Origin of the sequence: Microcoleus sp. FACHB-1515 (genome assembly GCF_014696105.1) — a bacterium.
Lineage (GTDB): Bacteria > Cyanobacteriota > Cyanobacteriia > Elainellales > Elainellaceae > JAAUTJ01.
The window spans coordinates 1-23,804 of sequence record NZ_JACJPO010000089.1 but is presented as its reverse complement, the minus strand read 5'-3'; the positions used below and the strand labels follow the sequence as shown (position 1 = coordinate 23,804).

Genomic DNA, 23,804 nt, shown 5'->3' with positions numbered 1-23,804 from the left:
GTATGTGGGTTACTTTGAATAAACTGTTCGAGCGTTTCCATTGTCTGAGAGGGTAGAGTTTGAGGCACACCCTCAGCCTACCATTTGTTCACATCCTATTTAGGCTGCCTGTAGTTGCGAAGCAGGCTTTGAACGAGAAGAAATTGACGAAGAAGAGATTGAAGAGGATTGAAATTTCCAGTCCAGCGAATGAAAAGCAAGGGAGATTGATTGTGGTGCAATTTACAAAGCGGCAAGAAGATACTCAAACCATTTCTTCGACTAAGAAGTGTTTAGTGCGTAGCACAATGGCACTGACATTGATTACAGTTTTGCTATCAGGTTGTGAAACGCCTGAACCTCAAGCATCCGCGCCAAATCAGACCAATGTTTCTACTGAGGAAGTTGCTGAAAACACCAATCGATATATTGGTCAAACCGTAACGGTCAGAAGTGAACCGATCGAAACAATTGGCACAAACACATTCACCATTGCCGATCAGCAGTTCTTTGGCAGTGAACCAATTTTGGTGGTAAATGCATCAGGCCAACCCCTTGTTCTGCCAACCGATGGAACTGATATTCAAGTCACAGGTGAAGTTCGCAATTTCGTTCTTGCAGACGTAGAGCGTGAATTCGACCTGGATTTAGATACCGATCTGTATGTGGATTATGAGAACCAGCCCGCACTGATTGCTCGATCGATCACTACTGCTCCAAAACCCGGTGAGTTGACCAGTAATCCTCAACAATACTATGGCAAACCGCTTGCGGTCACGGGCGAAGTCGAAGAAATTGAAGGTGCAAATACCTTTACCTTGGACGAAGAGCAACTGTTTGGAGGCGAGGATTTGCTAGTCCTGCGAACAAGGCCAGCCGTCGATCAGCCTGTGATTAGAGAAGGGGGAAAAGTTGCAGTGACGGGGGTGTTGCGTCCCTTTGTAGTTGCCGAATTGGAGCGCGAATACGGCTTCAGTTGGGAGGCAGGAATTCAGCGGCAGCTAGAAGCAGAATATAACAACAGACCTGTATTAATTGCAGAAAATGTTTAGCCTTCTGCCATTCCAGATGGTGCTCAATAGAAGAACATGAAGGCGGGAAAGAAAATCACTTCGCTACAGTTTTTTGGCTAGAAATTAGTAGCCTTCTTTCCCCATCAATTTCTTGATTGAGGAAGTTTGATCAGAATATTACAGGCGAGGCGTAATGCATTTTCTCAAGCAGGTGTCACTCAAACTACGCTTGATTCGAGGGAAACGATTTCTTGGATCGCTCATCTATCCTTTGCAGCGAGAGCGGTTAGAATATCAGGCTCGTGAACGATCGAGATTTGAAGCGATCGAACTGCCAGGAGCAATTCACAATGCTGAGTCAACAGTGCAGGGCGGACACTTCGATTTCGGGCATTTAGGACTGGAGCTTGAGTTTTTGGCTTCTGATATGGTGTGCGTTCATTGGACACCTGGAGTCGCACCCGTTCCCTATGCAATTGCCAAATCGGAATGGGAACCTGTTGAAGTGACGTTTGAAGATCAAGGCGATCGCTGGCTGCTCAGTAGCTCTGCTCTTAAAGTTATTGTTTATCAAGATGCTAGTTTAGAGTTTCAAGATTTGACTGGAAGGGTCGTGCGGAAGGAGCGATCGCCCCAGCGATCGACTACCCTTCCTATGGCAAAATCGCATCGAGAAGAAGGCTGGATTCATCAAGCAGATCTGCGACCAGAAGAACAAATTCACGGTTTGGGAGAGCGTGCCGCACCGCTCAACCTGCGAACATCCCCGGACTCAAAAGGTAAAGCCAGAACCTATCGAATGTGGAATAATGATCCGGTTGCTCGATACGGTTCAGGAACCGATCCGCTCTATATGAGCATCCCTGTTTATGTGGGGCTACATTCGCAAGGCAGCTACCTCATCTTCTACGAAAATTCACATCCAGCAACGTTTCGCTTTAAGGAAACCGCAACGGCTGAGTTTGATGGTGGAGCACTGCGCTATTACGTGGCAGTAGGTTCTTTGCCTCAGTTGCTCAAGCGATATACCGAGCTAACAGGTCGTCCTCCGCTGCCACCGTGCTGGGCATTTGGCTATCACCAATCACGCTGGGGATACGAACAAGAAACGGTTTTGCGCGAAACAGCACATCGATTTGTAGCGCACGACTTGCCGCTTTCTGCAATGCATTTAGACATTGATTGTCTAGATAGTTTTCGTGCCTTCACGATCGATCCCGATCGCTTCCCAAATCTTGCACAATTTGCTCAAGAATTAGCCGAACGTGGAACTCGATTAATTATTATTGTTAACCCTGGTGTCAAAGCCGGTCGAAATAATCGTCTGTTTCAGGAAGGGCGAGAACAGAAGGTATTTTGTACTCAATCCAATGGTGAACCTGTGCTTGCTCCTGTTTGGCCGGGAATGTGTGCCTTTCCTGATTTTACGAATCCGCAAGCACGGCACTGGTGGAGTCGTCAGTATCAGTATTTGCTCGATTTAGGCATTGCTGGATTCTGGCATGATATGAACGAACCAGCCGTTTTTGCTCTGTGGGGCGATCGATCGTTGCCAGGGCGATCGACTCATCACGCTATGGAAGGAAGGGGTGGTAATCATCAAGAAGCTCACAATCTTTACGGGTTTCTGCAAGCACGAGCAGGCTATGAAGCCCTGCAAAACTATCAGCCAGAACAGCGTCCGTTCATTGTGTCGCGATCGGGATGGGCAGGAATTCAGCGATATGCTTGGTCATGGACAGGCGACATCGAAAGCAGTTGGCAAGCCCTGCAACAAACGATTCCAACCGTGTTGAATCTGAGCTTGTCGGGAATGCCTTATACAGGACCGGATATCGGCGGTTTTCAAGGCAATCCGTCTGCCGAACTATACATTCGCTGGTTCCAAATGGCTGCTTTTTTGCCGTTCTGTCGAACGCATTCTGCAAGTAGCGTGAAACATCGTACCCCTTGGAGTTTTGGAGAACCAGCACTCAGCATTGTTCGAGATCTGTTGAAGTTTCGAGAGCGTTTAATTCCCTACTTTTATACGCTGGCATGGCAGACCAACCAAACCGGATGTCCTCTAGTCAGACCTGTGTTTTGGGACAGCCCTGAAGATCAAGAACTTTGGGAAATTGAAGATGCGTTTCTATTAGGTGATGCGCTACTGGTTTGCCCAATCGTGCATCGAAATATGCAAACGCGCCAGATTCGACTTCCTGAAGGATATTGGTATCACTTTTGGACAGATGCGATCGAAGCAGGTGCAAATCAAATTGAACTGCACGCTTCGCTGAACCAAGTGCCGCTGCTAGTCAAAGCAGGTACTATCCTTCCGATGGTAGAAAATCAGCAGCTTATTTTGCACCTTTATCCATCTGTGCAGGGAAACTGTGCAGGGGAAGTTTACAGTGATGCTGGTGATGGGTTTGGAGAAAAGCGGATCGATCGATTTTGCTTAACCCACCATTCTTCTGGTTTAGAACTAACTCGACGACAAGAAGGAAATTATCCTTTTCCTTATATAGGAATTCGTATCTGTCTGCATGGAGTCAAAATTCGTCAGATTCAGGTTGATGGTATTTCACTCACTTATGAAAAAAATTGTTTTGGAGTGGATGATTTCGATCGAATTCAGCTAGAAATTGAACCAGCTATAGATGCGACAAAAACAGCACTCATTCTTTCGGAAACAACAAAATGAAAAAGCGGTTTTGGAGACGCACTCAATACTTACTGTTATCTTTACTCGGCTGTTTATTGGTGCTGCTAGCTTGGGGATTGGTGGAGCCTTATGTTCTCGCTCGGAGCGTCGTTGCCGCCGAAATTCCTGCCCTTTCCCGACTCTGGCAAGGAAAGCGAATTGCCGTAATTTCAGACTTTCAATTTGGGATGTGGATGGCAAACGCTAGCACCGTTGAGCGGGCGATCGATCAAATCATTCAAGACCGTCCCGCTGCTGCTTTGATCGCAGGTGATTTTGTTTACAAGCCAGGAGAGAATTTAACGCCAGAACTCGATCGAGTAATCGAACTAGTTCGCCCACTGACTGCCGCTCAGATTCCGACTTATGCCGTCTTGGGCAATCATGACTATGACGTTAAGACGCTCACTCAAGCAAGTGCAGCAGGACAACAGCGAGCCAATCAAATTCAGCAGGCATTAGAATCGATCGGCATTCAAGTATTGCAAAACGAAGCGATCGTTCTTCCAAATGCCGATCAAACTTTGGGGAATGAAAGACTTTACTTAGTTGGAATCGGAGCCTACCTTCCAAAGCAATCTCAGCCTTTGGCCGCGATCGCTCAAGTTCCGAACAATGCAGCCCGTTTTGTTTTAATGCACAATCCCGCTTCTTTTGCTGAACTTCCAGCGGGTACAGCCCCGATCGCGGTTGCAGGACATACTCACGGCGGGCAAATTCGGATTCCCTTCTTGCCGCAATGGTCATGGATGACTTTTGTAGAGAGTAAACCAAGTTGGTCATGGCTCTCCCAAATTAAAGGTGATGTTGTGCGTGTATCTGGTTGGATTCCCGGCTATGGCAACGCAGGGAATCGCCTCTACATTAATCGCGGCATTGGTTTTAGTTATCTACCCATTCGCTTCAACTGCTCACCTGAATTAACCATTTTCACACTACAAGCCAAGACATAACTCACCGCAGTCGATCGCGCCCTTGAAGCAATCACAATGAGTCGTCGAAACCTTCTCCTTTATAATTTGCTCCATCATTTGCAGCGATCCGCACGACGCGCTGCATCTCATCCTTGTATGGAAAAACTTGCACGATTTGGGTACGCCGCGAAGGGAGTTGTTTATTTTGTGGTCGGGTTGCTAGCAGCACAGGTCTCCTTAACAACGGGCGGAGAAATCATTAATACAACTGGCGCATTAGTAACAATTGTGAAACAGCCTTTCGGTAAGTTTTTGTTGATTTTAATTGCGATGGGCTTAGCGGGTTACGTTCTCTGGCGCATCGTCCAAACCGTTTTTGATCCGGATCATTCCAATGAGAAAATGAATGCAAAGCAGATTGTGCGGCGCATCGGCTATGGATTTAGCGCGATCGCCTACAGCGGATTGGCGCTCTCAGCCGTAGAGCTAATTACGGACAGTGAGGACATTAACGGTAGTGCAATTCAAGACTGGACAACTCGATTTATGGCTTACCCGTTCGGGAGATGGTTGGTCGGTCTAGCAGGACTCGTGATGATTGCGGTCGGAATTTCATACCTCTACCAAGCCTACAAAGCTAGCTTTCAGTGTCACTTTAAACGCTATCAGATGAGCAGAACCGAATGGCAATGGGCAAAAATATTAGGTCAGTTCGGCCTTGCAGCACGCGGAATTGTATTCGGCATGATCGGATTATTTCTAGTTTTAGCCGCTCTTCATTCTAATGCTCGTGCAGCACGAGGGTTGGGCGGTGTATTGACAATGCTAGAAAGACAACTGTTTGGTGCTTGGATGTTAGGCACTGTTGCGTTCGGGTTAATTGCCTACAGCATCTACTGCTTAATTGAAGCTCGCTATCGACGAGTTACTCAGCCTTAATCGTCATTCAGCCGATCTAAAGAATTCAGGAAAAAACAACGAAACACTAGAAACAAAGTAGCTACTGTAGAAATTAAGAAAGGGTGGAGTGAGCCAAATCATGAAGAATTGGAAAAAAGTTCTGATTAAGCTAACGAAGTCGGTCATTCTAGCTGTACTTTGTATGTCGCTAGTTGCTACATCTTATCCAACCAGTGCGATCGCTCAGTCTAATAATCTAATTCCTTCCCAATCATCACCGCCTGACCCTTCGATCGATTCAAGCCAAACTCAAGCGGCTCCGGGGCTAGATGACCCGCAAGAGTTAGAAGCATTTCTTGATGCATTTTTACCTCAAGAAATGGAGCAGGAACATACTTTAGGCGGTGTAGTTTCGGTCGTCAAAGACGGCAGGCTTTTCTTTGTCAAAGGCTATGGCTTTATTGATCCGGAGAAAACAATACCTGTCGATGGCGATCGCACTTTGTTCCGAGTTGCATCGCTGTCTAAACTATTCACGGATACAGCAATCATGCAGCTTTATGAACGCGGATTGCTGGATCTCAATGCGGATGTCAATCAGTATTTACAGGCTTTCAAAATTCAAAATCCATTCGATCGACCGATCACCGCTGCTAATTTGATGACGCAAACCGATGGCACCACTCAGCGGTTACTTGGAATCGCCGCTCCCACTGCCGCAGAAATGACTGCCTTGGAGCGATTCATTCCCGATCGAATGCCTCCGTTGATTTTTCCGCCTGGAGAAATTTACGCCTATTCCAATATGGGAATCACTCTATTAGGATACTTAGTACAAACGATTAGTGAAACGCCATTTGTAGAATATGTTGAGCAAAACATTTTGCAGCCATTAGGGATGCAGCGCAGTGCCTTTCAACAACCTGTTCCTCCTGAACTGCAATTTGCGCTCAGTCCAGGCTACCGCTATCAAAATCAACGCTTCAATTCCTACCCATTTCTTTACTTTAATATTGCACCAGCCGCCGCTTTAAGTGCCACTGCAACCGATATGGCAAACTTCATGATTGCTCATTTACAGAAAGGAAAATATGGTAGTACTCGCATTCTTGAAGAAAGCACTGCGGAGCTTATGCATCAGCAGCACTTTACCCATCATCCAAAATTACCGGGATCTGCCTATGGTTTTCATGAACGGTTTGAAAACAATCTGCGAATGATTGGACATGTTGGCAGTATGCCGGGATACTCCAGTTCTTTAACATTAATTCCTGAAAAGAATATTGGTATTTTTACTGCTTTCAATAGTCTTGGTTCCGTATCCAGTAATGTGCTGACTCGCTTTTTCGATCGCTACTATCCTGCTCCCCCTGTGACCGTACCTAATGCGATCGCTGAGGTTGATCTCAAGCGCTTTGAAGGCACCTATCAGGATTTAGAGCATCCCCGCGATACACTGGCTAAACTCACCGCTCCATTTGGGCATCTTCATGTGAAAGCGGAAGGCAATAATCGATTGGCAATCGAAACGCCAGGTCTTTATTTTCCAAGCAGCATTACCCGAAAAAAGTTAGTTCCAGTTGAACCGCTTCTTCTGAAGCAGATTGACGATGATGGTTACACAGCTTTTGGCGAAGATGCAAGCGATAAAGTTCGCTATCTCTTCAATCCTATCAATGCAAAGATTGGCGCATTTCAAAAATTGCCTTGGTATGAAACGATCGTCTTCCAACTCTGGTTCGCTGGCATCTGCGTTGTACTTTTGCTCTCGGCCTGCTTCATCAGTCCGATCAGCAAATGGATCAATCGATCGTCAAACTCTAAAGCACCTTACAAGTTCACTCGCTATGCTCACCTGATGGCTGCTTTCGCAGGCGGACTGTATCTTTTTCCACTCATTGCATCGGGACTATTTCTGTGGATGACTGGAGCCTGGAAGCTTGCTTATGGTGTGCCGATGGCTGTAAGTTTTCTGCTTCACCTATTACCGATCGCAGCGATTTTATCTCTTGGACTGCTAATTAGCAGCATCTTTGCATGGAAAAATCAGTACTGGTCGTGGCAGTCAAGACTATATTACTCTTTTGTTACACTTGCAGCATTGCTGTTCATTCCATTTCTTTATTACTGGAATCTTCTTATCGCTAAAACTTGAGTTTCAAATATACGGTTTATTCACACTTTTGATTGACTAATCTTTTATAGTCGGTGAAGCTCGACCAATAGATAGAGATAATATTTTTGCTTGCCTATTAGTATTAATTCGAGCGTCAAACAAGCTCGCCGTATTAAGCTTTGTCAAACTTGTCTTATTTCTCAAATAAGTTGAATCGTGCAGGTTTTTATCATGAAACATCAAAATAATTAGCATCAGGCTGTAGCTACAATTATTTTGCTTTCTTTGGCTTTGCCTATTTCTTCACATCCGCTGCTACAGCAAATCCGATTGATCTAAGTTTATAGCGAAGCGATCGCAATTCTAAGCTTTGGGCAGAACATCTCTGGTAAGAAGAAGCAATCATGCTTGATATTTCAGACTCGTTGAATCGTAAACCAAAGTAAAATGATTTTTTCTTTAGTTAAGGCAGGTGAATGATGCAAAATGAGATAGAAATACAGCCGCTAAGCACTCGTCTTGAACGAATTGCTGCGGTTTTGAGAATTGCCGCATGGTCGAGCTTTGCAATCCAAACTGGGCTGGCGGCAGCTTCTAGTGTACTGTTGCTGCTAGCAATTTCTGGACGCACTTTTAATCAGGCGATCGTTGCTCCACCCGGAGTTCCTGGAGTGGCTGTCACTCCTACTCAAGCGACCACTCCTGGTTTAGGAATTGGTATGTTTTGGGCAGTCTGCGGCATTTTCGTCTTGCTGTTTGGCATTTATCTTGCCTTTCGACTGATTCGTTTTTCTAAGCGACTTCGCAATCCTGACCCGCTGATTCATCCGAAAAGAGCCAAGGTCATGCAGGTGCTACGGTTGGCTGCAATGACGGGACTGGCTGGAATGTTGCTGATGATTTTAGGAACTGGAACAACGATCGCAGTGCTATTGGCAAAATCAGTTGCTCAACCACAGGGGGTAGCAATTTATGATCCCAATCGGATTATTCGATCACTTGATGTGTTTGTTGCCGCAGCAAACACATTAGGAATAACGGCCCATTTCGTGGGAGCAATTGCTGCACTGGGCGTGTTTTACTGGCTGCATCGTCCCTCAGACCCGCTTTAGACCCGTAGAGGTGAAGCGCATTTTCTAGAAACGCGAACAAAACTGCGATCGCCGTCTAAAAGAATTTGCACCTGTCGATCGCTTAAACCTAACTCAGCAACTGATGTAAATCCAGTGACAAAAGATGTTTAAAGGCGAAAGAAAAAGTATCATGCAGTCTGCTTCAACTCGTCTCAACGTCATTGATATTCTGGCAGCTTTTGGCAGGAAACCAAGCTATATTACGGGTCTTGATTCTGCGACGATGGCCTTACAAGCGCTGGGGCAATATCTGCATGGTAAAGACTTACCCGCAGGTAGAAAAGCACCTTCCCTCAAAAAATTGGGTGCTAAAGTGATGGCTCATTTGCCGCGAGATTTATCACAAACGTTTTCAACGATCGGCGGTTGGGCAAATGCCTCTTCGCCCGATGTTGTTGATGATGTGCGAGCCGAAACAATGTCACGTTGGGTGACAAGTCAATATCCGCGCCAACGCTATCCGGCTGTAATGATTGGCTCCTCAAACGGTGCAGCCGTACATTTCTGTGCTGCCTTGGGAATTCCCTGGTTGCCGCAGACGCTCCTTGTTTGCATGAAGCATCGAACAGACCCGGACGAACCAAAAAAGGCGCTAGAGTGGGGAAAACCGCTGGCCGATCGCCTGCTGCAAAACAACCCAGACCTCGCCGTTTACCAGATGCACGATCCCAACCAGGATCGCCTTAAGGTTCCCAGTGTGGGTTATTTCCGGTTGAAGCGGACTCGGCTTGGTGAAACCTATAAACTCTTTTTGCAAGAAAATTTGGTTCCCGGTGCAACGCTGTTTCTGTTGGAATGCCAAAATACTTGGCTATCAACTCGCGTGAGCGATCGCCACTTTTTTCAACTCGGTGGCAAAGGGGGGTTAACGCCAGAAGAATATTTTGAAAAGAGTCCCAAGATTCAAGACTTTTTGCAGCGAAATGGCTCGACCCATCAATACTGGGACGCGCCCGATCCAGACGGCTGGCTACCTGAATCAGAATGGGGATTTGAACCAGCTTTGCGCGAAGATGTTGAAGCTTTTGCGCGTGAACATAGCTTTCGTGTTCGTCGCATTGTGTTGGACTATCCACAAGATATGAGTCCGTTTGTAGCAGAATTTTACCGCTGGTGGTATCAACAACGTCGCTTACCTATTTCTGACGAGATTCCTTCTGCGGAAAATCGCTTGTTTGTCGAATCGTTCGTTTACCTTCAACCCTGGTGGACGCTGCGGCTTGGACTGGTGCCATTTTGGATTGTGTTTAACGATCAAACTTCTCGCGATCGACTCAAGAACTATCTCGACAGTACGCAGCCCTACGATGAACTCTACATGAATCTATTCTCAAACGGGATTCGTTCGTTGGGAATTGCTTCAATAGAAGAATGGCGATCGATTCTGACTCGTGCTCAAAAACACGGGCAGTTTGTTGGTATCAATGAGCAAACCTACCCAAACGATATGGCTTCTTTTGTTAGGCACTATACTGAACTGAAAAAGCTGAAGGGAAGCTTACCGATGCCAACTCCGCTGACATTGGATCAGCTAGACCAATTTCTAGCCGAGTTTAGCGATCGCCATCTTGTTCGCTGGATTGATGCAGTCGCCTCATCCAGTTTGAAATGAACATTAAAGCTGCTTTAATTCCGGCGAAAAAGAATTTTCAGAGTTGAGTGCCTGCAAAACTTGCTGATAGCGTTGCCCGACATCAGCGCGATCGCACTCCTCCGACAAACCCTGCTGACTGCCGCGCAAAATCATTTCGGTGTGATGTCGCAAAAGTCGCTTTTGTTTTGGCGTTTTTGTGTGGAGGGCAATGAGCGCGATCGATTCTAGCAAGCGCATCGTCACGGCTGAATCCGATTGAGCATACTGCCGAATTGGACTAAAGGCGCGATCGAGCAGGTATTCTAGCGCAATGGGTTCCGCGATCACTCGTAACTGTTGAAATTTGTCGTAGCGGTAGGGTGAAGGCCAATCGCGTTGAACCAGTTGGCTAAATCCTGCACCCAATCGATCGATACAGCGAATGGCCGTGAACGGGTCATTCACTGCCGGAGAAATCGCTCGCAGCGCAATTTCCACCAGTTGTTCGATTGGAAAGGCAATATCTTGTTGCTCAGTGCGTTCTTTGCCAAAAATGAGGGCTTGATTGATTTTCTTTACTAATGCAGGAGAATGATGTTCTTCGGGATAAATCAAGGCCAGTGGACTGCCAAGAATCAAATATTCTCCAGGTTGCGTTTTGAGCCAGAGCAACACATCAGCCTGACGCGCAATTTTCATCACTTCGTTATCATCAATGGCCTGTAAATATCCTTTGTGATGTGAAGAAATTGACCTCGATCGCATCTCAAAATCATGAGGAAGTTCGCCAATTTTTTTTTGATTTTGCTGTGGCTACTGCCCAAATTCTTCTGGAAATAAGCGATCGATAACGCGATCGAAATCTTTACTTGCATCCTCAATCACATGAGCAGCCTGAATAATCGTCGAATCATGGTGGATGAAATAAATCAACACCAAAACGCTGATGATTGCTAATCCAATGCCGATCGTAACCGAAAGCTGCGGCACAAACTGATTCGACTCTTTGCTACGAATATTGCGTAGCACCAGCAGACAGTAAAGAAATGTGCCAATAAAGGTTCATAAAACGATTTGATTGCCAATGTCCTGCATAAAATTTCGCAGCAGGCGCGGGCCAAACTGCGAAGAGGCAAGCTGAAGGGCAACGATCGTAATTGAAAATGCCGTTCCTGCAACGGTCGCCATTGAACTTGCGATCGTCGAGAGCATCGATCGTGCTCCGTTTGTACCGCCTGTGTAGAGCCACCACCATCCTGGCGCTTTGCCCCTTCGATCGATTTCGAGTAACCCTAATGCCAAGGCGAAATCAACGCCTGCAATTAATGTGGGCAAAAACCAATAGCTCGATCGCAACCGATCCCAAAACTTGGCGAGCTTTGTATGTTTCATACGTCATTACCTGCCCGACCATTTCCATCTGACTAAGACCGTATTTCTGCAAGTTTTTGCAGTGAACCATCCCTGCTGCACGGCTTGGGAGCTTCCTGTTTGCCTGCAAGCCATCCTTACTCGCCGCCGAGCGCAATCGCTATCGATTTCTTCAGTTTAATCGTGAAAGAGAATTTGTCGCGTCGGATCAGGGAGATCGATGCCATTTTCGATGCAGAGTTTCTGCTTGATTGCAGTGATGACTTGATCGCGCGATCGCAAATCATCAATCATGGCTCAGTCTGATTGAATGTTGGTTCAGTCTCCCGATACGTCGCTTACTCAGGCGGGGTAATTTCACTTCAACCGAAAATCTCAAGCACCAAATCCTTCAGTTCATTGCATACTTTAACCAGATCGTTTCAATTTGAGGAACTGTCGGCACGATTGCGGGTGAAGCTTCGCAATTGTTCCATTCCCCGCACCAAGCAGGAAACGCGGCTATAGGGCGACGGCATTACGCAGGATTTGCTCACTCGTCAGGTTTGGGTGGGCGATCGCCAAGTTGAACTGTCTGCCCGCGAATTTCTGTTCGTTGAGGTGCTGATGCGCCATTCAGTGCAGGTGATGATCTGCGAACAGTTGCTTGATCGAATTTGGGGCTATGACTATGGAGCAGATACCAACGTGGTGAATGTCTACGTTGGACATCTGCGTCGCAAGTTGGGCGAAAGCTATATCGAAACCGTTCGCGGTGTCGGCTATCGATTGCGTGTCTAGCTCACTGTTTGATGGTTTTTGTGACTGGAGCTTTCGGCATTGCGGGAACGGCGATCGTTAACCTGCCGCCGTCCGAAGCCGAACTGATGGCGCAAATTCAGCAGCCACTTTTGCCCGACATTCACCAGCGCTACCGCGAACTGCGCGAAAAACTGCAAGCCGACATTCTCACTGACCCAGAACATCAGGAACTGCTGACGCTCACCGACACGGTTGAGCAAGCCGACAGCCAATCGCCTCCAACGGCTCATCACCTTAGCGCAGATGCGGCAGGTGTCGCTTCCCGCCTTGAGGCAGCAGCTTGGCTTGGGGTCGCCGCCCGTGTCTGCCTAGACGCCATATCACAACAGACGTATGCTCGATCGCAAGAAACAACCTACCGGAATGGTGAGGGCGAGATGATCACGCAGTCGTTCAAGTAAATCGTCGATGTCGCCCTGGTATGGGAGGCGTTGGCCGCTGGCACAGCGCTTGACACGCACCACTTCCGCAACGTTCAAGCCTACCGTGTCGGCTACCGCAATTTTTGCGCTTTCAGATGGGCATCTGCCCATTTTGCATCCGCCTCCTGCAATGGCGGAACTGGTTCTTGCGTGTAGTCGATCGCCAAATCATAGCTCGCCCGATCGTAGACTTGATTGAGCAAAAACTGTAGATCCAAAAGTATTTCCGGATCTTCTGGCCGTAGTGGAATTGGGAAGACTGGAATGGGGTCAGGTAGGTTAAAAGCATACAGCGCAGCCTTGGGGCGCAAGTCAGCACGACTGACTAAAATTCGGTAGAGCGAAGTGGCGATCGCTCCACGAACGGGTAGCGGCTTGAACGCTCGAATCAAATCGATTTCGAGCAGGTGAGTCAAACTGCCTAAGACTGCCAATCGTTTTGCTTCATATACTTGCCGTCCTTTTCCTGGCTTTTTGTTGCTGGGCGAAAGCAACTCCAAAGTTGTGATCACTTCACCTGTTTCGACTTCCCGGATCTCCAAATAGCGCTCTGTAACTTCTTCGGGCATCGGCACTTCAACGACGATCGGCTCAGTCAACACTCCACCTGATGAAGTCGGTGTAACTGCTGCATCGGGCACGGCTCGAAAAATTGCTCCGTCTGGTCGTCCAATCAACAAGTCGTCTGCATTTTCATAAACTCGTTTTTCGATCGCCACTCGGTATTTAGGGCGCAATTGTGGGCCAAGTGCATCTGCGATCGCCACGATCAGCCGACTGTGGACTTCTTCCCACAGTTGCGGATGCTCTAGGTAAGGATTCATGCCTGGAAAGGGTGACGGCATCGTTTCAATCAGTGCTTGAGCAATGGTGCATCAGATTTGAGCTTTTCGCTGGGGTAAAGTTGCCTGCCAACCTCCTGAACCAATTCCAAGTCTTTCAGGCGATGCAGCAAATTGCGCTTAGAAACGCCTAATTCTTCTTTGATTGCATCCAGGTGTTTCCAGTTGAGCAGATTTCTCGATCGCCGCACCTCCTCGATCTTAAAGCGCGGCATCAACAAACAGATCGCAAAATGTTGAGCTTGCCACTCACGAGAATCGGCTTGGATTCGGCGGTAATTGGCATGTTGTGGCTCCCACTCGCGGCCTTGGTTTCAAGCTCTCTCAAACTGAAGCGATTTTGGTGACAACTCAGGTGAGCAAGAGGATTGGCGTTCCTCGCCCAATCGTTCCTCGCCCAATTCGGTTAACGGTGCCCTCAGAAGGACACCCGGTGCCGATCGAACAACTTTTGGACACCACTTTGAAATTGACGCTGCTGCATCGCGGCGCACTCAAGCCACCTCGATTGCCAATGCTGCTGCACGGTGCAGATCGGCTAGCTGATTTACAACTCAATGGAGTTTACGTGGCTGAGAGCGATCGTCCGTTTTGGCTTTAACGCTTCAGCATTTGCCCTAACCCCAACGACAAATTTCTTATGTAACCAATGCTTGTGCTAGTTTTGCATCAGTTACATAAGAAATGGCGATCAATGGAGATGTAGCCGGAGCAAAATTTGCGGAACGCGCTTTTGACGCGATTGCAGTGTCACCTGATCGATGTAAATGTCGTAGTTTCCGTTCTCAATCCACTGAATTTTGGTTTTCGTCTGATGCGAACTGTGGGGAATTATTGAACTGATCGGACGATCGCAGCATTGGTCCATCAATTGGTGTGCGATACCAGCACTCCCAAAAGTCGCCCTTACTGCTTAAAGGTTCCGGCCACCCACCTCCTGGCTGTGCTGCTACCCATTCCAGCGCTGCTTCCACAGTCATGATGTCGATCGGCACTGGTACTGCATCCACCTCAAGCTCAATTCCGGGTTGCGTAATGACAGTTAAAGGTTTACCGACTAGGGCAGCGTCCCAATGGAGCAATTGATAATCCCACTGAGCGTCAAGTTGAGTTGCTGCTAACTCCAGGCTCAAGCGCTCATAACCGATGCCTTCAATCAGCAGTTGTTTTAACTGGGGATCAGGCTCCTCAGCCACCCATCGTCCATGCCAATCGTCCTCAGGAATTTTCCCGTAGCGCTCTGGCAGCAGTTGTCCCAGTCGCGCATACAGTCCCATGCCGTCGCTGAAGGCTAAGGCCGTCACTCCAGATTCTGCGTGTAGTTGACGGCGACTGTTGATGCATAAGCGTACAGGGCGATCGCTCACTAGGTAAAGCTGTTCGGAAATGGGTACAATCCATCCGCAATTGCTGACCAGCGATCGCAGCGATCGCCACAATTCAAAGTTCGTAATGGCGCAGTTCAAAACATCGATCGCATAGTCAAGCAGGCAAATGGTAGGGAGCCACTGCTCAATTGCAATTGCTTGAGCATCACCGTTAATCAGGATTTGATTAGCCTCGATCGCGGCTGTTAAATCTTGCTGCTGGGCGATCGCAGCCACGATCGGACTAGTCAAGCTTTCGGTGACAACTTGTTGCAGCGGTGCGGCTAATTCAACGTGCAGGATTTCGAGCAGCCTTCGATCGATTTGGGCTTCAATTTCGCCCAATAATTGAGCAACATGACTTTGCAGTAGCATTGCAAAATCTTGCAGAGCAGGTGGCTTATTCCAAGCGTTGCGGAGTTTGAGTGCTTGCCAGGGACTTTCTACCACAACTACTTGCTGCGGTACGGCCTTTTGATCTGAGCGACTAGCAGTAATAAGGGCCTGCACCCGCATTTCGTCCCAATTGGATCAAGGGCAGCGATCGATAGTGCGGCTGATTGCCAGTGCTGGCGGTGCTGGGGGAGATGTGAGCGTTGGGCTGAAGTCAGACGATGCAGCATATAGGAAGTGTAAGTAAGTTGGGAAGTATTGTGAGCAGGCTACGATCGCCTACTAGTCATTCTTAAATCTGCAGCTTCCGAGTTAATTTTGAACTTTCGCAAAATCAACCCAGAAGGAATTGTGCAATTTGGCGTGACTTTAGAAATTCAACAAGAGTTTGAATCTGATTGTTGATCCACATTCGCCTACAGCTTGGCTGTAAAGCAGTTTGGGCGATGGCTATGCGAACCACTGCGGAGTTGTAGGCTGAGCGTGTACGGCGTTAGCAATCTCGTGCAGGTTGAATAGATCGCCTGTAAAGCTCAGCAAACAGTAGAGTTCTTGCTGCGCGATCTCCTGCTGGGTGGAAGCGATCTCAAGCTGTGCTGCGATCGCTTTGAGTGAATCTGGCAAATTGCAATCGATCTTCCTGATTCAAATGCAGCATTCGGTTATTCTCAAACCAGCGATCGCCATTCTGGTGGAATAATTTCGTCGCGCAGTGCCTTGGCGATCATACCGTGATGTGGCTGGCTAGCCCTAAGGACGTGGCAGCGGCGGCAAAGAACACGTAAGTTGCGATCGCGATTGCTGCCACCCCGCGATAGCTCTCGAACGTGATCGATGTGTGCCACTAAGAGCGGCAGTGAATAGGGCAAAGTATCCGTGCAGTATGGCCCTTGGCATTTCCCTTGATCGCGCTCCCAAATCCGCCGACGTGTGATTCTCCAGGTCGATCGAGAAGGCCGTTCTTTCCGCCGCTGAAACTTGCCCATACTTTTTGTTGAATGTGAAACCGTGCCTTGTCACTCCGAGCCGATCCGAGCCGGGACGCGCCTAACCTAGTCGAGCGATGCCCCGACCTGACGCGCCGCTAGGACGTGTCAGAAATTTCAAATGACATAAGATCGAAGCGGCCTAGCCCAATTTGGCGTGCATCCCCCAAACCCACCAATGCACCAGCCTGGATGCAGGCACTGTGCATCTGGGAGCGAGAAATGATCGTTTTGTCAAATTCCACCGTGAAACTGCAAGTCCAACCTGGGGCAGTCGCCACGCGGTAGCGGATGTTGCGTCTGCGGGTGCTGGGATTAACTACGCCGCTCACATCAATAAAAACTTCTGGTGTCACCTCCATAAACATGCCGTTGTGGATGTATTCGGGCTGTTGAGGAACCGATCGCCCATCAATATAAATAGGCTTGTTTTGAATCCGCAGCGATGAGGCGATCGCCTTTTCCAGATTGCTACGTCCCTGCTTGAGAAATTTGCCACCCTCGCGCAAACATCGAAAGCAATAGCTCGGCAACACATAAAGTTCGCGCTCCGAGTTCATTAAGACCGATCGCCGCCATTCCTGTGGATCATTACCCGCAATACCATCGCGTTCTTGCGGTTCAAGCGGCAGGGCGTGAGGACCAAAGTGATTCCACAGCAAAATGCGAGTGCCCTTTATTTGCACACGGGCGGAAACCAAATTGCCAAGTGTTGGGGATTGAGCAGCCATATAGGTGCAAACCTTTTTTCCAATGTCTGTGGGTCGAAGGCAAGGACTGCTTATTAACGCTGCCCTGCTTTTCTTTGCATAGTTCTAATATACTATGTCTGTCACCAGAATAGTTAGTTATGGTGACAAACAGATCAAGGCTCGCCAAACCCAGTATTTTGAGGGAATGGCAGACAAGCGCGATCGCCTTACAGTTGATATTTCAGATCTCAGAGAACGGATTGAACGACTGCAAAAAACCAATCCGTTTCTGGCAGAAATGTCATTCGGGCGAGCCATCCGATTTTTGTTGCGACGCGGAATTGAACAGCAAGAGCGCGAGGATGGTATCTCGCCACCAGAAAGCGATCGAACGGATCAGTAATGGTTGTCAAACATGACTCAACCATTGCAAGCACTGCAACAACTCCGGCAGCGTGAGATCTGACAGCGATCGCTTACCCAAATGCTGATCTAGACGATCGCTAAGCTGCGGTGGCGACCAGCCCAAGCGCTGCACCTGCTGGGCGATCGCCGTCAACACATCCAAAGGCAACGCCAACTGCTGACGATCGATTACGCCTGGATTAATTTGCGCCCACGCCAAAGCTTCAGCCACCAAGACCGGATCGCCAGAATGAAGGAATCGCTGCATTCGGGTAATCTGAGTGGCATGCGATCGCTCCTGTTGGATGCGTCGTCGCTGTCGTCGAGCAGTGCGGTTGGCTTCTTGACGCATTTCTGCCCAGTCCTTAAGAGCAAATAGGGCAGGCTGGGTATAGTTCGATTTGTCAAATGCGCTTGAAATTAAATCATCGACAGATTGAGGGGCACAATTACCAGCGATCGCCTCGTTTGCTTGCACAGTTCGATCGCCAGAATCATTGCTGTGAACGGTATCACCGCCTGCACCTGAGAATAAGCTTGGGGGTATTGGGTCGTTAGCTAATGCCTGCTCACTCTCAGCAATCAGGTAATTTGGATGCCAAAGTTGACGATGACGGTAAAGTGAACTGCCGCCGATGCCATAAGTTAGCAAGGCGTGGAAACGGGCAGTTGCTTTTGCGGGCAGTGCGTTTTTCTCTAGCAGATCTGCGATCGCTCGACGAATGCGGTCGCGGGCGGCGGCGGACTGTTGTTGATTCCAATTGGGGGCCTGCTCGATTGCTTGCTCTAGCTGAGGGTCTTTTTGGGCTTTGAGTTTGCCTTCTGGGTCGCCGTAATGGAAGTAGTGACTGTTTTCGATGCAGCGCACCCATTCTTCGGCACGATGTTCGATTTCATGTTGATGGCGACACCATTCCTGATAGCCGGGGAGCAATCGCGCTGTCCTGACAATTTCTTCAATCAGAGCTTGTCCTTCCAACGGTTCGCCACCGGATAAAATATGCTCAAAGATGAACGCCCGCATGGTGATTCGCCCCAGCAGTCGATTGGTTTGGCTGGGTCCTGTCCACCCGATCTCGATCTCGGCGTTTAGATCGTTGAGGAATTTGTCAGCTTTCCCAGAGATGCGGAAGTGTTGGCGTCTGGCCTGCTTGATAACCTGCTTGAGTGTTTTGGTATCCAGTTCATTGCGCGATTGGGCGAATTCCCACTGCTGGACGAATCGTTCTTGACTGCTCCAAATCGGTTGAAATGTTTTGTCTACCAGGTATGAGCCTGCCTGCATCGGTAGACGGTGGGCGTTAAATAAGCTAAGCGTGGTGCCAGCGCTGTAGGGTTTGGGGTTCGGGAAAACTTCGAGCTGTCCCGGCAAAAGCTTGAATCCTGCATTTTCCAGCAGTGTTGCAACGGCGATCGCAATCTGCCGGCTACTTTGAGCTTGCTGAAACGGAAAATATAGGTGAAGGCCGTTGCTGTAGCTCGATGTGCAGGCTACATAGCTAACGAGGCCGAGTGGTTCTAGTGCTGCGATGATTCGATCGATCGCGAATGGGTCTTGATTCGGGTGATATATGCTCTTTATGTCGGCGTCGAGCAGGCAGTAGGTTGTCTCAGCCCCGAAGCGAACGCCGTAGAGATAGCTGTTTTGCCGGATGAGGCGATCGCTGAGTGGATGGCGGCTTTCCGTTTTCCATTCTGGCCTTTGATGGGGAGCTGGATGTTCTGCCCAGATATAGTCATACCGATGCGGAAATAGAGCCAGGAATTTGTCTTCCCACTCCTGCACGTACCCAAATGGGTCAGTGGCGGCTGTGCTGCGGATAAAACACCTCGATCGACGCTTTGAGATGTTTCACAATAGCAATGCCATTTTTTTGAGTACTTGAGTACCAAGCGATCAAACTGATCAGAATGATCAGATTTGTACTCAAATTTGAAAGCTTTACGTTGTAAGGGTTTCAAGCAACGCAAAAATCTTTTCATCTAATCTGAAAGCTATTAACCTCCAACCTGAAAGATGTTCTCATCTGGGTTGAAAGCTGTTTTTGAGTACAACTGAGTACAATTGAGTACAACTTTGGTTGCGCTGCTGATGGGCGATCGTTCTGGGGAGTGTCCAAAACTGTTTTGTTTTGCTTGCTGCTGCTCTAGCCTCACCCTCTAAGGTAAAAGCTATTTCTTGAGTACAGATTTCAGCCTGCTTTCTTCTGAATGGATGTGATCTTTGAGTACAATCCTCTAGAGTAAAAGCTATTTTTGAGTACAAACCGAATCATTCACCACGAAGGTAAAAGCTATTTTTGAGTACAAACTGGTGCAGTCTTGCTCTTTCTCAAGTGCTTGAGCTGACTAAGGTTTAGCCGATCTTGCCTCTAGGGTAAAAGCTATTCTTGAGTACAGACCTTGCAAGGTCTCCAGATTTCTGATCTGCCCCTCTAAGGTAAAAGCTATTTTTGAGTACAAATTCGACAACCACCAGGGTGAAAGCTATTTTTGAGTACAGCCTAGAACACCTAACTCTGCTGCACTCCAGCGTTTTTTGAGTACAAGCCTCTAAGGTAAAAGATATTCCTGAGTACAAAATTCTCGCTGCGCGATCGCTCCTTTCGTTTGTGTCTCAAACCGCTGAGCCTCGCGACTAAAAGCTATTTTTGAGTACAAGCCTCTAGGGTAAAAGCTATTCTTGAGTACAAATTGGCAAAATTGTGGAGCGATTGCCAATTCGCCCTACAAATTTTCAGGGAAGGCTTTTAACAGCCGCTCCTGGTTCGTTGAGCTGATGACCCGATCGCCATTCTCGATCATCGAAATCATCTTCTGGCTGATGCCCGTTAAATTCGCAAGGTCGCGCTGGCTCAATTTCTTGGCAGTCCGCTTTTGCCTTACCCATTCGCCAGTGATCACAATGTCAGTTGCCGATTCTGTTGTTGAAGCGGGGCTAAGTGCTGATTTGGCCGCTAGTTTGTCTCGCTGCGCTGCCCGCTGCCTATCGAGTTCGTCCAGTTTTTCGGCGATCGCAGCGGGAGGCCGTACCCAGATTTTGCTAGCTAGCAGTTGCTCAAATGCTTCTTTCGATCGCTTCGTTTTGTCAGTAAGGCGTTGTCCTTTTGGTTTTGCTGCATCTTCTGACCAAAAGGCGGCGGCCTGCTCTGGGTCGTCAGGAACTTGAGCAAGCGTCTCGATATTGGCATCCTCAAACCAGTATTGAAGGGGGTAGGTTTCAAGGTCAGGAGTGAGCGTCCACCCTTTCTCATGCAGAACTTTGAGGGAGATCGTCCACGATCGCGTCAGCTTGGATCTTTGCCGATAGCCTGCTTTAGCTTCCTCTAAAAATTTTTCTCCAAACGCAACTTTCATCAGGGTTTCGACCACGATCGGGCTGCTGCGATTGACTCGAACTTTGAACAGAAGCCACGTGATTAGGCGGGCAGCTCCCTCGTAGTGATGCCAGGTACTCATGATGTCGTGCAAGAGTCCCTGTGTCAGGATGCTGTATTCGTAGTAGCCGGATTTGTCTAGCAGTCGATCGGGGTTGAGAAAGTGATTCGCCCAGTACCCACAGCGGACGCGGAGTGTAAAGCCGACGAGCTGTTTTTCGCCGACGGCCTCTCCGTTGTCATCCGATAGACACTCTTGGAAATGCAGCATTGGCTCGGTCATTTCCCACAGCCAAGTTCGACTTACCGTAAATGCTTTGACTCTTCCTTGATCCGGCCACGAAACATAAACCAGCAGGTGACAAGGCTGCTTTGCTAGCTCCAGCATGAACTGCAACTTTTCCTGCTTATTTTTAAAGTTGCGGTTTTGATCAAGACCCAGGTACCGCTCAACCTGCGTGTCGTTGAGGACGAACGATTGTTCCCAAGGGCGATCGAGCTGGGTGGCGTGAGCCGCATAGATCAGGTGCATACAGGCGGCTCGGATATCGAATTGCTCGATCAAGGCGATCGCCGCTTCTCCCTCTAAGGCCCCTGGCTGTTTGGCAAATAGTTCATTCGTCACCCAAAACGAAACGAACCCTTTGCCTTTCGCAACAGGAATGCTGTAGCAGGCCGACCCCTCGCCAGAATCAGTCCATCCCAAACTCTCGCCTTGCGTGAGGATGTTGCACCCTTCCCAAATTAAGCGGTTTGACGCCATCCGATCGATCGAGCCGTCGGTGAAAAGATCGGGGCTAGTCGCAGGCCGCTTAACAGCCGGATGCCGTCCACGCCGACGCGGTTTGCCAAGTTGAGCTGGCTGTGCTGCTGGCTCAACCTCGACGGTAGAGTCATCCACAACAGTAATTGAAACGACATCGATCGCGGCTTGCTCTTGGCTAGCGATCGGCTGTTGAGATGATTTTCGTTTCTGGGCTGGCATGACAACTATCTCATTCAGCGGTAAACAAAACTAACTTGGAAAAACTGCCGACATGATAAATCAATAAGGATACCCGAAGCGGGTGCAAGTTGGTCTTAAGTTTTAGCACAAAACAGTTTTGTAACAAACGTGATTGTTTTCAGTGCCAGTGGTGATCGCTTAACTTGCTTTCTTTTTGGTTTACTGAAGTTGCTCGAACTTTGCAATCTCAAACCTTATGTAACCTTTAAACCTGAAAGCCTGAAAAAGTTACATAAGACAAATGGCAATTGGCGATCGCAGTTTGTACGAGAGATGATTACCCTGTTTCTTATGTAACTTTTGCCAAACGCACTTCTCATCAACGGGTTACATAGGAAGAAGTTAATGATTAGTTGAGGTATGTCGCCATATTGTTCTAGTCATTCAAAATTTATTTTCAGCTAGAACTTTGCCAGCGCCTGTTGGACATTTCTTATGTAACTCCTGCCAATCAACGACAGGAAGGCAGTTACATAAGAAATTACAAAGATGTTAGGTGAATGCTACTGGCGCTCAGTCTCGTTCGGGCTGAGAATGCTTCAAAAAACTGGCGCTTTACTCACGTTTGTTCTGACTCGTCGTTCTGGCCTGACTCTTGGGTGAAGTCATAGCCACGAGCTTCAAGCGCCTCTTTGAGCAGTAATTCAATCATTTGCGACTTCGATCGCCATTCTTTCGCCGCCTCGGAGTCGATCGCAGCACCCATTGCACCTAGCACATAAGCTGTCACTTTCGGTTTTGTCTGCTCGTACTTCGTCTGGTTCAGTAGCGGCTGAAAATGCTCGATCAATGCCGCTTCGATCGCAGTCAGTAAAGTTGCGTCACTGCACTCGATCCAGGCAATGCGAATAGGCGCAGTCATCTTCTTAAACTGTTTGAACCGATGATGGGTTGTCCAGCGCTCCCGCAAGTTGATCGTTTTGCCAATGTAGAGAACGCGATCGCCATCCAACACAAAGTAGATGGCAAAGATGTCAGGCAGTTGTGCTTTCTCAGCCAGCGGCAAAGATGGCAACGAGAGCAAATCAACTTCGGGCTTCATCATCTTTTTCCTGTTCAACCGCACTCAGTGCATCTTCAATTAGTTGCCTGAGTTTCTGCGCCATCGATAGCTTGCTCCACAGCGGATTGCTCGCGTGAGCTTTATCGATGCGATCGCGCAAGCCCTCGATGTCTACGTTGATTCGGTCTGCCACAGTGCTACTACGTCTCACACAATCACCATCCATAGCTTACTCCTAGACATCCTCCACAGCTTAAGACGGATTGACTCAGATTAAACCATGTTGTGTTTATAAATTCAAACTGCTACAGTGTGGGTGAAAGTCGGGAATTTGCAAAATTCTCGTCGCTACACAAATTTTGTAGTTGTCCAGCAGGGTCGGCCTGAGAAACTTCCCCCGCTGGACGACTCCCACAACTAAAAGGAGCTAATTCCATCATGCCCAAATTCTTTGAGCGCCGCGAAGAAACCAGCGGCGATGCGCCCAACGATTGCGACTTGGAGACCCGTCAACAACTCAGCATTGAGCAGGCAGGCTACACCAACGTAGACACCAGCGGCTATCGCATCACGGCCACCGACCCAGACGGCAACCACAAGATCGTGGCGACCGAAGTTTTCTACGACGATCGCACTGCCGCTGGAGGAGATCAATAATGAAATTCTCAAATCTCCACAAGCGCGTTTGGCGATCGATCGTGGGTTGTGGCTTATATTAAATCCGGGTAAAAGCCCATAATAAAGGGGTAGCACTTGATACGACCAATGCCCAAACGAATTCAAATCGCCGAGCATTTGAGTGTGGACGAGTTAGAGCAGCGCTAT

21 protein-coding genes and 2 pseudogenes are annotated in these 23,804 nt (G+C 48.3%); 12 read left to right on the top strand and 11 right to left on the bottom strand.

The window, feature by feature from the left end:
• Positions 1–59: 59 nt before the first annotated feature.
• The 7 genes from H6F67_RS26835 to H6F67_RS26805 all read left to right on the top strand — a co-directional run bounded on the left by H6F67_RS26835 (position 60) and on the right by H6F67_RS26805 (position 10,353).
• The gene (locus tag H6F67_RS26835) at positions 60–1,031 is read left to right on the top strand and encodes a hypothetical protein (RefSeq protein WP_242020826.1); all 972 of its coding nucleotides are present in this window, start codon (positions 60–62) and stop codon (positions 1,029–1,031) included.
• A 154-nt stretch (positions 1,032–1,185) separates the two neighbouring features.
• On the top strand, positions 1,186–3,678 hold the full coding sequence (locus H6F67_RS26830) for a glycoside hydrolase family 31 protein (protein ID WP_190769716.1): 2,493 nt from the start codon (positions 1,186–1,188) through the stop codon (positions 3,676–3,678).
• Positions 3,675–4,631 (top strand): metallophosphoesterase, encoded by a 957-nt coding sequence (locus H6F67_RS26825; RefSeq protein ID WP_190769715.1) that lies wholly within the window; start codon positions 3,675–3,677, stop codon positions 4,629–4,631. Before H6F67_RS26830 ends, H6F67_RS26825 begins: the two co-directional genes overlap by 4 nt.
• A gap of 117 nt (positions 4,632–4,748) precedes the next feature.
• On the top strand, positions 4,749–5,531 hold the full coding sequence (locus H6F67_RS26820) for a DUF1206 domain-containing protein (protein WP_242020825.1): 783 nt from the start codon (positions 4,749–4,751) through the stop codon (positions 5,529–5,531).
• Between the two features lie 100 nt (positions 5,532–5,631).
• The gene (locus H6F67_RS26815; protein ID WP_190769713.1) at positions 5,632–7,647 is read left to right on the top strand and encodes a serine hydrolase; all 2,016 of its coding nucleotides are present in this window, start codon (positions 5,632–5,634) and stop codon (positions 7,645–7,647) included.
• Between the two features lie 437 nt (positions 7,648–8,084).
• The gene (locus H6F67_RS26810) at positions 8,085–8,720 is read left to right on the top strand and encodes a DUF3611 family protein (RefSeq protein WP_242020824.1); all 636 of its coding nucleotides are present in this window, start codon (positions 8,085–8,087) and stop codon (positions 8,718–8,720) included.
• Positions 8,721–8,871: 151 nt separating this feature from the next.
• Complete coding sequence (locus H6F67_RS26805) at positions 8,872–10,353, top strand: hypothetical protein (protein ID WP_190769712.1); 1,482 nt, start codon at positions 8,872–8,874, stop codon at positions 10,351–10,353.
• Between the two features lie 3 nt (positions 10,354–10,356).
• Here the strand turns inward: H6F67_RS26805 and H6F67_RS26800 are convergent.
• Positions 10,357–11,706: pseudogene (locus H6F67_RS26800) on the bottom strand (DUF2254 domain-containing protein).
• Positions 11,707–12,213: 507 nt separating this feature from the next.
• Between H6F67_RS26800 and H6F67_RS27470 the strand changes: the two are divergent.
• Complete coding sequence (locus H6F67_RS27470; protein ID WP_199304664.1) at positions 12,214–12,465, top strand: winged helix-turn-helix domain-containing protein; 252 nt, start codon at positions 12,214–12,216, stop codon at positions 12,463–12,465.
• Positions 12,466–12,485: 20 nt separating this feature from the next.
• Entirely contained in the window at positions 12,486–12,887 is a 402-nt protein-coding gene (locus H6F67_RS26790; RefSeq protein WP_190769711.1) for a hypothetical protein, read from the top strand.
• A gap of 92 nt (positions 12,888–12,979) precedes the next feature.
• Here H6F67_RS26790 and H6F67_RS26785 read toward each other — a convergent pair whose 3' ends face one another.
• Together H6F67_RS26785 and H6F67_RS26780 are read right to left on the bottom strand one after the other, a co-directional pair.
• On the bottom strand, positions 12,980–13,753 hold the full coding sequence (locus H6F67_RS26785; protein ID WP_190769710.1) for a DUF4058 family protein: 774 nt from the start codon (positions 13,751–13,753) through the stop codon (positions 12,980–12,982).
• 8 nt (positions 13,754–13,761) lie between these two features.
• A pseudogene (locus H6F67_RS26780) lies at positions 13,762–14,025 on the bottom strand (ImmA/IrrE family metallo-endopeptidase); the annotation flags it as partial.
• A gap of 158 nt (positions 14,026–14,183) precedes the next feature.
• On the opposite strand from H6F67_RS26780, the gene H6F67_RS26775 reads away from it, so the two are divergent.
• Positions 14,184–14,351 (top strand): hypothetical protein, encoded by a 168-nt coding sequence (locus H6F67_RS26775; protein ID WP_190769709.1) that lies wholly within the window; start codon positions 14,184–14,186, stop codon positions 14,349–14,351.
• A gap of 184 nt (positions 14,352–14,535) precedes the next feature.
• Here H6F67_RS26775 and H6F67_RS26770 read toward each other — a convergent pair whose 3' ends face one another.
• From H6F67_RS26770 to H6F67_RS26755, 4 genes are all read right to left on the bottom strand, one after another.
• Positions 14,536–15,567: a DUF6745 domain-containing protein gene (locus H6F67_RS26770; RefSeq protein ID WP_190769708.1), complete on the bottom strand. Its 1,032-nt coding sequence runs from the start codon at positions 15,565–15,567 to the stop codon at positions 14,536–14,538.
• A 393-nt stretch (positions 15,568–15,960) separates the two neighbouring features.
• Positions 15,961–16,134, bottom strand: coding sequence for a hypothetical protein (locus H6F67_RS26765; RefSeq protein WP_190769707.1), 174 nt, complete (start codon positions 16,132–16,134; stop codon positions 15,961–15,963).
• Between the two features lie 44 nt (positions 16,135–16,178).
• Entirely contained in the window at positions 16,179–16,496 is a 318-nt protein-coding gene (locus tag H6F67_RS26760) for an HNH endonuclease (protein ID WP_190769706.1), read from the bottom strand.
• Positions 16,497–16,594: 98 nt separating this feature from the next.
• Positions 16,595–17,227, bottom strand: coding sequence for a hypothetical protein (locus H6F67_RS26755; RefSeq protein ID WP_190769705.1), 633 nt, complete (start codon positions 17,225–17,227; stop codon positions 16,595–16,597).
• A 94-nt stretch (positions 17,228–17,321) separates the two neighbouring features.
• Between H6F67_RS26755 and H6F67_RS26750 the strand changes: the two genes are divergently transcribed.
• Positions 17,322–17,591, top strand: a complete 270-nt coding sequence (locus H6F67_RS26750) for a hypothetical protein (protein WP_190769704.1) — start codon at positions 17,322–17,324, stop codon at positions 17,589–17,591.
• Positions 17,592–17,597: 6 nt separating this feature from the next.
• Here H6F67_RS26750 and H6F67_RS26745 read toward each other — a convergent pair whose 3' ends face one another.
• From H6F67_RS26745 to H6F67_RS26730, 4 genes are all read right to left on the bottom strand, one after another.
• The gene (locus H6F67_RS26745; protein ID WP_190769703.1) at positions 17,598–19,379 is read right to left on the bottom strand and encodes a hypothetical protein; all 1,782 of its coding nucleotides are present in this window, start codon (positions 19,377–19,379) and stop codon (positions 17,598–17,600) included.
• 941 nt (positions 19,380–20,320) lie between these two features.
• Positions 20,321–21,955: a helix-turn-helix domain-containing protein gene (locus tag H6F67_RS26740; RefSeq protein WP_190769702.1), complete on the bottom strand. Its 1,635-nt coding sequence runs from the start codon at positions 21,953–21,955 to the stop codon at positions 20,321–20,323.
• Positions 21,956–22,535: 580 nt separating this feature from the next.
• Positions 22,536–23,021: a GIY-YIG nuclease family protein gene (locus H6F67_RS26735; protein WP_190769701.1), complete on the bottom strand. Its 486-nt coding sequence runs from the start codon at positions 23,019–23,021 to the stop codon at positions 22,536–22,538.
• A complete protein-coding gene (locus H6F67_RS26730) occupies positions 23,002–23,172 on the bottom strand; it encodes a hypothetical protein (RefSeq protein WP_190769700.1) in 171 nt (56 codons plus the stop codon). Before H6F67_RS26730 ends, H6F67_RS26735 begins: the two co-directional genes overlap by 20 nt.
• A gap of 245 nt (positions 23,173–23,417) precedes the next feature.
• Here H6F67_RS26730 and H6F67_RS26725 point away from each other — a divergent pair, with 245 nt between their 5' ends.
• Positions 23,418–23,636, top strand: a complete 219-nt coding sequence (locus H6F67_RS26725) for a hypothetical protein (RefSeq protein WP_190769699.1) — start codon at positions 23,418–23,420, stop codon at positions 23,634–23,636.
• Positions 23,637–23,804 lie beyond the last annotated feature (168 nt).

Excerpts from the sequence above, each read along its gene's own strand:
- H6F67_RS26820 (WP_242020825.1), top strand. The coding sequence starts at position 4,749 with ATGGAAAAACTTGCACGATTTGGGTACGCCGCGAAGGGAGTTGTTTAT.
- H6F67_RS26740 (WP_190769702.1), bottom strand. The coding sequence starts at position 21,955 with ATGCCAGCCCAGAAACGAAAATCATCTCAACAGCCGATCGCTAGCCAA.
- H6F67_RS26825 (WP_190769715.1), top strand. The coding sequence starts at position 3,675 with ATGAAAAAGCGGTTTTGGAGACGCACTCAATACTTACTGTTATCTTTA.
- H6F67_RS26755 (WP_190769705.1), bottom strand. The coding sequence starts at position 17,227 with ATGGCTGCTCAATCCCCAACACTTGGCAATTTGGTTTCCGCCCGTGTG.
- H6F67_RS26805 (WP_190769712.1), top strand. The coding sequence starts at position 8,872 with ATGCAGTCTGCTTCAACTCGTCTCAACGTCATTGATATTCTGGCAGCT.
- H6F67_RS26830 (WP_190769716.1), top strand. The coding sequence starts at position 1,186 with ATGCATTTTCTCAAGCAGGTGTCACTCAAACTACGCTTGATTCGAGGG.
- H6F67_RS26810 (WP_242020824.1), top strand. The coding sequence starts at position 8,085 with ATGATGCAAAATGAGATAGAAATACAGCCGCTAAGCACTCGTCTTGAA.
- H6F67_RS26735 (WP_190769701.1), bottom strand. The coding sequence starts at position 23,021 with ATGATGAAGCCCGAAGTTGATTTGCTCTCGTTGCCATCTTTGCCGCTG.
- H6F67_RS26725 (WP_190769699.1), top strand. The coding sequence starts at position 23,418 with ATGCCCAAATTCTTTGAGCGCCGCGAAGAAACCAGCGGCGATGCGCCC.
- H6F67_RS26785 (WP_190769710.1), bottom strand. The coding sequence starts at position 13,753 with ATGCCGTCACCCTTTCCAGGCATGAATCCTTACCTAGAGCATCCGCAA.
- H6F67_RS26750 (WP_190769704.1), top strand. The coding sequence starts at position 17,322 with ATGTCTGTCACCAGAATAGTTAGTTATGGTGACAAACAGATCAAGGCT.
- H6F67_RS26760 (WP_190769706.1), bottom strand. The coding sequence starts at position 16,496 with ATGGGCAAGTTTCAGCGGCGGAAAGAACGGCCTTCTCGATCGACCTGG.
- H6F67_RS26815 (WP_190769713.1), top strand. The coding sequence starts at position 5,632 with ATGAAGAATTGGAAAAAAGTTCTGATTAAGCTAACGAAGTCGGTCATT.